This is a genomic window from Pseudoalteromonas sp. UBA2102, from assembly GCF_002331165.1.
Classification (GTDB): Bacteria; Pseudomonadota; Gammaproteobacteria; order Enterobacterales; family Alteromonadaceae; genus Pseudoalteromonas; species Pseudoalteromonas atlantica.
Map to the genome: position 1 here is coordinate 2,515 of NZ_DCYU01000143.1, position 10,470 is coordinate 12,984.

9 protein-coding genes are annotated in these 10,470 nt (G+C 41.2%); 3 read left to right on the forward strand and 6 right to left on the reverse strand.

All coding sequences use genetic code 11. The features are described 5' to 3' along the window. Positions 1–259 precede the first annotated feature (259 nt). Positions 260–721: a hypothetical protein gene (locus B2R65_RS18355; RefSeq protein ID WP_286745070.1), complete on the reverse strand. Its 462-nt coding sequence runs from the start codon at positions 719–721 to the stop codon at positions 260–262. Between the two features lie 98 nt (positions 722–819). Here B2R65_RS18355 and B2R65_RS18360 point away from each other — a divergent pair, with 98 nt between their 5' ends. The 3 genes from B2R65_RS18360 to B2R65_RS18370 all read left to right on the forward strand — a co-directional run bounded on the left by B2R65_RS18360 (position 820) and on the right by B2R65_RS18370 (position 4,778). Continuing rightward, on the forward strand, positions 820–2,601 hold the full coding sequence (locus B2R65_RS18360) for an ABCB family ABC transporter ATP-binding protein/permease (RefSeq protein WP_286745072.1): 1,782 nt from the start codon (positions 820–822) through the stop codon (positions 2,599–2,601). Between the two features lie 94 nt (positions 2,602–2,695). After that, on the forward strand, positions 2,696–3,409 hold the full coding sequence (locus B2R65_RS18365) for a YebC/PmpR family DNA-binding transcriptional regulator (protein WP_286745075.1): 714 nt from the start codon (positions 2,696–2,698) through the stop codon (positions 3,407–3,409). Between the two features lie 73 nt (positions 3,410–3,482). After that, positions 3,483–4,778 (forward strand): leucine-rich repeat-containing protein kinase family protein, encoded by a 1,296-nt coding sequence (locus B2R65_RS18370; protein ID WP_286745078.1) that lies wholly within the window; start codon positions 3,483–3,485, stop codon positions 4,776–4,778. Between the two features lie 69 nt (positions 4,779–4,847). On the opposite strand, the gene gap is transcribed toward B2R65_RS18370, so the two are convergent. The 5 genes from gap to B2R65_RS18395 all read right to left on the reverse strand — a co-directional run. Beyond that, a complete protein-coding gene (gene gap, locus B2R65_RS18375; protein WP_286745081.1) occupies positions 4,848–5,852 on the reverse strand; it encodes a type I glyceraldehyde-3-phosphate dehydrogenase in 1,005 nt (334 codons plus the stop codon). Between the two features lie 10 nt (positions 5,853–5,862). After that, the gene (gene eda / locus B2R65_RS18380) at positions 5,863–6,483 is read right to left on the reverse strand and encodes a bifunctional 4-hydroxy-2-oxoglutarate aldolase/2-dehydro-3-deoxy-phosphogluconate aldolase (protein ID WP_004587806.1); all 621 of its coding nucleotides are present in this window, start codon (positions 6,481–6,483) and stop codon (positions 5,863–5,865) included. 34 nt (positions 6,484–6,517) lie between these two features. Further along, positions 6,518–8,368, reverse strand: coding sequence for a phosphogluconate dehydratase (edd, locus tag B2R65_RS18385; protein ID WP_029773525.1), 1,851 nt, complete (start codon positions 8,366–8,368; stop codon positions 6,518–6,520). Positions 8,369–8,693: 325 nt separating this feature from the next. Beyond that, positions 8,694–9,707 (reverse strand): LacI family DNA-binding transcriptional regulator, encoded by a 1,014-nt coding sequence (locus tag B2R65_RS18390; protein WP_024034047.1) that lies wholly within the window; start codon positions 9,705–9,707, stop codon positions 8,694–8,696. A gap of 34 nt (positions 9,708–9,741) precedes the next feature. Beyond that, a partial coding sequence (locus B2R65_RS18395) for a glucokinase (protein WP_286745086.1) occupies positions 9,742–10,470 on the reverse strand: 729 nt, incomplete at its 5' end.

Genomic DNA, 10,470 nt, shown 5'->3' on the forward strand with positions numbered 1-10,470 from the left:
TATGAGGTGCATTGCTTACATGTAACCACGATTTATTTGGGTATAAGTTGGGTAATGCGCTAATGGCTAATAAAACCAGCACAATAAGCATGGCTATATAGCTTAATTTAAATTTAGCCATAAACGGCTTGTGATCTTTTTTTACACTTAACATGGTGTTTCCTTATTACCAGAACCGGTAACGTACTTTTTAAAAGCACAATTAATCTCAAGGCCTAAACGTAAAACGTTAAAACCTAATAAAAATTAAATAAGAAAATTAAGCGTGATAGGTGCTTGCAGCGGTATAAAGTAAATTAGCGTCTTTCCAGCCACTGAGTCGCGACTTTTTGCTATGCGTTACAAGTGTATACCATGGCCGTTGGGCAATAAAAGCGTTGGGGCTTAGGTATATTTCTCTAAAAAGGGTGTGTGCAAAAAATTCAAATACAACGTCGTATTCAGGCTCACTTTGCGCGACATGTAAAAATAACGAAGAATTACTAGCCGTTAACCTAGGTTGATGAGCGTCAAACCCTGTTTGATGAGTTTTTTTGTGCTTACTCCCCTTTACCGACTTTGATATAGGCAGCGTTTTAACTAACTCAACGCTATCAGCAAACACACTCAATGAGGTGGTTGCAGTGTTTAATTTATGTGTCGCGCACTGCGCACTACTTTGAACACTAAAAAGCGCACAAAACAGTAAAAAAGCAGTTATAAACACACGAATGTTAAACATGGTTGCGTCAAACTAAAATAAGGGATGCGTAGTATATATGGGCAAGTATTTAAAATACAATGCATATTAATTAAGTATTTATTTGACTGAGATCCGTAATGCGCTCTAAACACAGTACTATAAAACGCGCCGATGCAATGACCTTAAAACAAAGTATTAAAACGCTGTGGCCATACATTACTAAATTTAAAGGGCGCGTACTTTTAGCGCTTTTAGCCCTTATAGGAGCTAAAGGCGCAACTCTTTTAATGCCTTGGGCATTAAAAGAAATTATCGACTCGGTTGATAAATCAATTAATTCAGTTTTAGTTATCCCTGCATTACTATTGCTTATGTATGGTGGGCTTAGGTTTGCCAGCGTGTTTTTAGGCGAAGTAAGAGATGCGGTGTTCTCTCGTGTGACAGAGCACGCGATGCGTGATATTGGGTTAAAAGTATTTAAACATTTACACTCGCTAGAGCTTGCTTTTCATCTCGATAGGCAAACAGGTGGAATAAGCCGTGATATAGAACGTGGTACTAGTGGGCTGAGCTTTTTAATGCGTTTTTTAATGTTTAATATTGTCCCCACCCTTTTTGAAATACTGACCGTTGCTATTATTTTTGGCTCGCTATTTTCTATTTGGTTTGCGTTAATAACTTTATTAGCGGTTGCTATTTATATTACCTTTACTGTAACAGTAACGCAGTGGCGAAACCGTTTTATACGTGAGGCAAACGCCGCCGATAACCTTAGTAATACGCGCGCCATAGACAGCCTGCTTAACTACGAAACTGTAAAATATTTTAATAACGAAGAATTTGAAGCCAAAACATACGACTCTTTTTTAGCAAATTGGGAAACCGCCCGTTTAAAAAATAGAATGTCATTGCTTGCGCTTAATTCAGGCCAAGCGTTAATAATTGCAAGCGCTATTACAGCGCTAATGTGGTTAGGTGCCAAAGAAGTGGTAACGGGCGCTCTAACAATTGGCGAACTTGTAATGATAAACGCCTACATGATCCAATTATTTTTACCGCTTAACTTTTTAGGATTTGTTTATCGAGAAATAAGACGCGCCCTAACCGATTTAGAAAACATGCTGGGCTTACTTAATAAAAAACCACAGGTAACGCAGCGACCCCATGCTCAACACCTTTGTGTTAGCAAAGGCAATATAGCCTTTAATAATGTCAGTTTTAGTTACGATGCCAACCGCCCTATTCTTAGTAATATTAGCTTTAAAGTTAAAGCAGGCAGTAAGGTTGCCGTTGTAGGTGCAAGTGGTGCAGGTAAGAGCTCTTTGGCGCGGTTACTTTACCGCTTTTACGATATTAGCGCGGGCAGTATAACCATAGATAACCAAGCTATAGACGCCGTCACCCTCGATAGCCTGCGTAAAGCCATTGCTATAGTGCCACAAGACACCGTGCTATTTAACACCAGCATACGCGAAAACATCGCCTATGGCAGACCCACAGCAAGCGATAGTGAAATAGATAAAGCAATAGAAATGGCCCATTTAAAAGACTTTATTTCAACTTTAGCGCAAGGCGATAAAACGTTAGTGGGCGAGCGCGGTTTAAAAGTATCTGGCGGCGAAAAACAACGTATTGCAATTGCACGTGCAATTTTAAAGCAATCTCCTATTTTAATTTTTGATGAGGCGACCTCGGCGCTCGACTCGCACGCGGAGCAAGCCATTTTAAAGGCAATGCGCGATGTAACTCAAAACCACACCAGTATTGTGATTGCACACCGGCTATCAACTATAGTTGATGCCGATAACATATTAGTATTTAAAAAGGGCGAACTGGTTGAGCAAGGCACACATTCAGCGCTTTTATTACAAAATGGTCAATACGCTCAAATGTGGCAATTACAACAGCAAGATGATTAATTAACGCCATTTACTGGCGATAGTGCGGCTTTACCTTTAGAATACGGCCTTGCAATTTTATTCAATAATTTACATATATTAAGGCGAAACGCAGATGGGAAGAGCTTACCAAAACAAAAAAGATTCAATGGCTAAAACTGCGGGTGCTAAAACTAAAGTTTATTCTAAGTACGGTAAAGAAATTTACATATGCGCTAAAAATGGTGGCGTAGATCCAGATGGTAACCTTGCGCTGCGCCGTTTAATCGAGCGCGCTAAAAAAGACCAGGTACCCGCACACGTTATTGAGCGCGCAATAGACAAAGCCAAAGGCGGCGGCGGTGAAGATTACGCAGCCACACGTTATGAGGGATACGGGCCTGGTAACTGTATGATTATTGTTGACTGTTTAACCGACAACAACAAACGTACGTTTGCTGATGTGCGTATTTGTTTTACCAAAGCAAACGCTAAAATAGGCGCACAAAATTCGGTATCACATTTATTTGATCACCTCGCTATTTTTGTTTTTGATGGAGATGACGATGAAGCTGTACTAGAAGCCCTTATGATGGCCGATGTTGATGTAACAGATGTAGAAGTAGAAAACGGTAAAGTGACGGTTTTTGCACCACATACAGAATACAACAACACCCGTACAGCGCTTGAAGAAATGGGTATTACAGATTTTGACGTAGATTTAATTTCGTTTGTACCACAAGTTGAAGCCCCTATTGAAGGTGAAGACGTAGAAATAATGGAGCGCTTTTTAGCCATGCTTGAAGATTGTGACGACGTGCAAAACGTTTACCATAACGCGCAATTTTAAACTTTACTAAACGTATTTACTTTAAGCCAACAGCGATGTTGGCTTTTTTATTTTAAAAGGCTTGTGAAAATTTATGAATACCCTTGCAGAGCTTAAGTCTGGTAGGTTGAATGGTGTTACTCGCTTACAACTCGTAGAAGGCTTAACACAGTTTCCTTTAGAAATTTTAACCCTTGCAGATACCCTAGAAGTACTCGATTTATCAAACAATAATCTCACTACACTGCCAGATGAGTTTGCATGCTTAACAAAGCTTAAACGGGTGTTTTTATCGTTTAATCAGTTTAAACATATACCTAAAGTACTCGCTAAATGCCCTGCTTTAATTATGGTTGCATTTAAAGGCAATCAAATAACAGAGTTTGCACTAAACAGCTTACCTAAAAATATTGAATGGTTAATACTTACCGATAACAAATTAAGCGCATTGCCAAGTGACTTTGGTAATTACACACAGCTTAAAAAGCTCGCCCTTGCAGGAAATAACCTACAACAACTACCCGCGAGTATGGCCTCTTGTACTAATTTAGAGCTAGTTAGGCTCTCTGCTAATAACCTAACAAAACTTGATAATTGGCTATTAGAACTCCCCAAACTTGCTTGGCTTGCCTTTGCGGGTAATGCATTTAATAAAGCTCAATGCTTAACTAACAGTCGTTTGCAAAACACCCCACTTGAAAATTTTCAGCTTAAAAAAGTAATTGGCCAAGGTGCATCGGGCGTTATTCATTTAGCTAAAACAGCACAGCACGATGTGGCGGTAAAATTATTTAAAGGGGCAATTACAAGCGATGGCTACCCACTTGATGAAGTAAACTGCTGTTTACAAGCAGGCTATCATAAAAACTTAATTAACGTATTAAGCTACATAGAGCAAAGCACACAGCTTGGTTTAGTTATGGAGCTAATAGATACACGCTTTACTAATTTAGGTTTGCCGCCAAGTTTAGAAACCTGTACGCGCGATACCTTTAATGCACACTGTCACTATTCGCCTGAGGCAATTTATAAAGTTGCCCAGCAAATGATAAGCACCCTTGCCCACTTACATGCTAACAACGTAAGTCATGGCGATATTTACGCCCATAACACCATGATAAATGAACAATATGACGTTTTATTTGGTGATTTTGGTGCAGCAACAAATTTAGCCATGCTTAGTGAATATCAGCAACAGCAAATACAGTTAATAGAAGTCCGCGCTTTTGGTTGCTTAATTGAGGACTTGCTAAGCACTGTTAGCACTGCAGATAAGCAAAGCGAACTGTTTAATAAAATGTCCGATATAGCAGCGCGTGCTATAAATACTGATATTGCATCGCGGCCTAGTTTTAAAGAGCTAAGCGCTTTATTAAACGAGCGGGTATAAATTAATCAAAATAAAAAAGCCTGCATAATGCAGGCTTGGTTGGATAAAGCTAAACTTTTACAGGGTCAATTATAAGTACTGACCTAATGCTTTAACTTGGTCTAACATGCGGTTTGAGAAACCCCACTCGTTGTCGTACCAAGCCATTACTTTAACTAGTTTGCCATCAGCTTTAGTTTGCGTTGCATCAAAAATTGATGACGCAGGGTTGTGATTAAAATCAATAGAAACAAGCGGAAGCTCGTTGTACTCTAAAATTTCTTTCATTGAACCTGTTGCTGCGGCTTTCATTACTTCGTTGATTTCTTCAGCAGTTGTTTCGCGCTTAGTAATAAACGTAAAATCAACTAAAGAAACATTGATAGTAGGTACACGTACCGACATACCGTCTAATTTACCCGCAAGCTCAGGAAGTACTAAGCCAACAGCTGCAGCAGCACCTGTTTTAGTTGGGATCATAGACTGTGTTGCACTACGTGCACGGTATAGATCTGGGTGATAAACGTCAGATAAGTTTTGATCGTTTGTATATGCATGAATTGTAGTCATGCTACCTTGCTCAATACCTACTGTGTCGTTAATTGCTTTTGCAATTGGCGCTAAACAGTTAGTCGTACATGATGCGTTAGAGATAATGTTGCTATCAGCGTTAATTACATCGCTGTTAACGCCGTGTACTACCGTTGCATCTAAATCTTTACCAGGAGCAGATACAATTACTTTTTTAGCACCTGCTGTAATGTGCTTAGCTGCGTCTTCACGCTTAGTGAAAAAACCAGTACATTCTAAAACGATATCTACGTTTAACTCTTTCCACGGTAAGTTTGCAGGGTCACGCTCTTGAGTCAAAGTAATTACGTCATCACCAATCAGCATAGTGTCATCTGATAACGTTACTTTTTGAGAAAATTGACCGTGAACTGAGTCAAATTGTGTTAAATGCGCATTTACGTTAGCCGGTGCTAAATCGTTAATTGCTACAATTTTAATTTCACTGTTTTGTGCTGACTCGTAAAGTGCACGTAATACGTTGCGACCGATACGGCCATAGCCATTAATTGCTACATTAATCATTTTTAGACTCCTATTTAACTTCACTTGCTTGTCGAGCAAGCGCTTCAATGGCTTGCCAGTCTTTGTTTTCAATTAGTTGCTTATCTAGCATCCACGTACCACCAACACAAATAACGTTATTAAGCGCTAAGTAATTAGGGGCTGTTGCTAGGCTAATACCACCGGTTGGGCAAAAAGTAATGTGCGGCAATGGCCCGCCAATCGACTTAAGCATTGCCGTTCCACCTGCAGCCTCTGCAGGGAAGAATTTTAAGTACTTAAAGCCATGGCTTGCTAACTGCATTACTTCGCTTGCAGTTGCTGCACCCGGTAAAAAAGGGATGTCTGAATCTTTAGCTAATGCTAATAATTCATCACTTACACCTGGGCTTACCATAAAATCAGCGCCTGCTTCTACTGAAGCATCAAAGCTAGCTTTATCAACCACTGTACCTGTACCAACGTAAGCTTCTGGAACTTCTGCTTTCATTAGTTTTACAGCTTCCACTGCAACAGGCGTGCGTAGCGTAATTTCAAGGGCTTTTAAGCCACCGTTGTATAACGCTCTAGCGAGTGGTGCTGCATCTTCTAGTTTTTCGATTACAACCACTGGCACCACAGGTGCCGACGCTAAGATTTTTTCAATACTCATTACTTGTTCCTCATTACCCAGTGTGTGGCAATTATTATTCAAGTCCAAAAGCACTCGCACCTAAATCGGCGCTGCTTACAATATTTCTAAATCCAGTAAATAACTCTCGGCCGGTACCAAAGGTTAAGCTTGGTTGGCTAAGTTGTAGTTCACGCTTAGCAAGCTCTTCGTCGCTAACATGTACTTTTAATATTCCGTTTGGCGCATCCAGTGTTACTAAATCGCCCTCAAGAATTTTTGCAATAATGCCACCTTCAACAGCTTCTGGCGCTAAGTGAATAGCAGCAGGCACTTTACCTGATGCGCCCGACATACGGCCATCAGTCACAATAGCTACTTTAAAGCCTTCGTCTTGAAGTGTTGCCATTACAGGCGTTAATTTATGCAGCTCTGGCATACCTTTCGCTTTAGGGCCTTGCTCTTTAAGCACGGCAATAAAGTCTTGGTTTAACTCGCCACGGCTGTATGCCTCTTGCAGTTCGCCTTGTGAGCTAAATACTTTAGCTGGGGCTGTTACTACTTGATGCTCAGTGGCTACAGCAGAGACTTTAATGACTGCTTTACCTAGGTTACCTGTAAGTAGTTGTAGGCCGCCTTGCTTGCTAAATGGATTGCTAATTGGACGCAGTACTTCTTCATCGAGTGAGTTTTCTGGGCAATCTACCCATTTCACTTTTGAAGGGCCTGTTGAGTTGCTCATAATTAAGCTGTCGTCTTTATCTAAACGCGGCTCCATCATGTAAGGCGCTAAACCTTCACCAAGCATTGTTTTAACATCAGTATGCAAGTAACCTGCGCCGGCTAATTCACGCATTAAGAAGCCCATACCGCCTGCGGCTTGGAAATGGTTTACATCGGCTGAGCCGTTAGGGTAAATACGCGTAAGTAGTGGTACAACTTCTGATAAATCAGACATGTCTTTCCACGTTACTTGAATACCCGCCGCTTTTGCGATAGCAACAATATGAATAGCGTGGTTAGTAGAGCCACCTGTAGATAGCAAGCCAACTAAACCATTAATAATGGTTTTTTCGCTGATTACATCTGCTAAACACGGGCTTTCTTTATCATCTGTAAGCTGCTTAAGCATGGTTTCTACAGCATTACCTGTTAAACCATCACGAAGCTCAGTGTAAGGGTTAATAAACGAGCTACCTGGAAGGTGTAAGCCCATTATTTCCATTAACATTTGGTTTGAGTTAGCAGTACCGTAAAACGTACAAGTACCTGCGCTGTGGTACGAGGCGCTTTCAGCTTCAAGTAAGTCTTCACGGCTTACTAAACCTTGTGCAAATTTTTGGCGAATACGTGCTTTTTCTTTGTTAGGAATACCAGATTGCATTGGCCCAGCAGGTAAAAAGAATACCGGTAAGTGACCAAAAGATAAGGCACCAATTAATAAACCTGGGACAATTTTGTCACATACGCCTAAACAAAAAACGCCGTCAAATACGTCATGCGATAGTGATACCGCAGTAGACATAGCAATTACGTCGCGAGAAAAAAGCGATAATTCCATGCCGTCACGCCCTTGCGTAACGCCATCACACATTGCTGGTACACCGCCTGCAACTTGGGCAGTGGCGTCGTACTTAGTAGCAAGGTCTTTAATTAAATCTGGGAAATCTTTGTATGGCACATGGGCCGAAAGCATATCGTTATATGAGTTGATAATAGCAAGATTTGGCTGCTCATCAGCCTTTAAGCGCGCTTTGTCGTCGCTGCTACACGCAGCCATAACGTGAGCGATGTTTCCGCAGCCTAGCCCGGCACGGACTCTTGTTTGTTTTTTTGCGTGCGAAATACGATCTAAATAATCTTGACGGGTTTGTTTACTGCGTTCAATAACGCGTTGGGTGACTTCTTCAATGCGAGGGTGCAACATAATTTAGCTCATCTCTATTAGTTAGAGGAAAAAGGCTCAGTAGCAATTACAGACTCCACGTAAATAACTGCACTGAGCATCTTTGATTTACCCGTTCAAAGGTACGCTACCAGGGAGCCTCTCACAACAACCCTGACACCGGTGTCACTGTATTAACGCATAGCATTGACACCGGTGTCAACCCTGAGTAACAAAAATAGTGTAAAATTTTAACGTGACCAATTAATGACCATGCTAATTTTAGTTTATTTGCTAAAATCCGCACAAAAAAAACCCGAATAAGCGTCACTCAAATTCGGGTTACTGTGAAAAACAAAAAAGGGGGTTATTTTATTGCAGCAGTAGACTCGCGGGTAATTAAGCGTGATTCTAGCGTTACCTGATACGGCTGCTCTTGTGGCTGCGAAATATGCGATATAAGCTGCGTAACAGCTTGTTTAGTCATTTCTTCTACAGGTTGTGCAATAGTCGTTAAGCCCGGCCATATATGGCGTGCAATTGGTGCGTTATCAAACCCTGCAATAGAGATATCATCGGGTACGCGTAATTGGCGCTGTGTGGCCAGTTTTAATACCGCCGCAGCCATGTAATCGTTTGATGCAAATACCGCGGTAGGACGTGGCGATAAATCTAAAATACTGCGCGCACTGTCTACACCTGAGTGATAACTAAAGTTACCCTCTTCTACTAAGCGCTCGTCAAATTCTATACCGTGGCTTGCCAACGCTCGTCTGTAACCTTTAAAGCGCTGTTGCGTAGCACTGTGATCAGGGTGGCCTTTAATAAAAGCAATCGACTTATGACCAAGCGAAATTAAGTGCTCGGTTATTTCATAAGCGCCCTGCTCGTCATTACTGCGCACTGAAATTGAATCATCTTCTAGCAGTGCCGATGCAACCCGTGCATAGGGTATTTTTTTAGCTTTTAAAAAATTAGCGAGCTTTTCAAAATCACCAAATGGCGGGGTCAGTACTACGCCATCTAAACGCGAGGTTTGTAATAACTGCTCTATATCGTTAATTAAATCATCGCCACGTAATTCGCACGGGTGTATTAGTAAGTTGTAGTTATTTTCTTTACAGGCAGCAAGCGCACCCGTTTGTACGCGTGTTATATAACTTTTACTGGGGTTGTCGTATAAGCAGCCAATAATAAAGCTGCGATTTTGCGCAAGCCCGCGTGCTATTGGGTTAGGCGTGTAATCAAGCTCTTTAAATACTTTAAGTACTTTTTCGCGCGTAGCTGCACTCACGTTAGGCTCATTATTTAAAACCCGCGACACGGTTTTTTTAGAAACGCCCGCATGGCTTGCTACGCTATTTATGGTTACTTTTTTCATTTGTTCATTATCCAAATACAACCATTAAGCAAATTTACTTGCTGTTATATAAACACGCACCCGCCCCAATTAGCGGTATGTTATCTTGTGTTACTAAAGTAACTGGAATTTGCCCTGCATATTGCGACATAACACCTTTTTGCGAAAAACGCTCTACAAAGCGGCTTTCAAGTAATCGTGTTTGCATGCGCGGTAAAATACCGCCGCCTATAAATAGGCCACCTAATGCGCCGTATACTACCGCTAAATCGCCTGCCACACTGCCTATCCAGTCACAAAACTGATTAAGCGTTGCATCGCACACTTCACACTCGCCACTGTTTGCAAGGCTACTAATTTGTGCTGCATCTAAATTTTTAGCTGTAACCCCTTTCACGGCTGCCATTGCTTTGTATAAATGGGCAATACCTGGGCCTGAAAAAACAGTTTCTATAGATACATGAGGGTGTTCTTTACGAAGCTCGTTAATTAATAAAGCGTCTAGTTCGTTTACAGGAGCAAGCGACATATGCCCGCCCTCAGAGCTTAATACTGCAGTTGACTGCGCTGTACGCACTAAACACGCAGCACCAAAGCCAGTACCTGGTCCCATAACACCAATATTTGCATTTGCATCGGCTTGACCGGGCTTAATAGTAATATTTTGCGTTGAGTCTAAATAAGGCGCTGCATAAGCAAACGCAGCAAAGTCATTAATTACTTCTAATTGTGTTAAATTAAAATGTGCTTTAAATTCACTAACACTAAAATGCCAACCTAAATT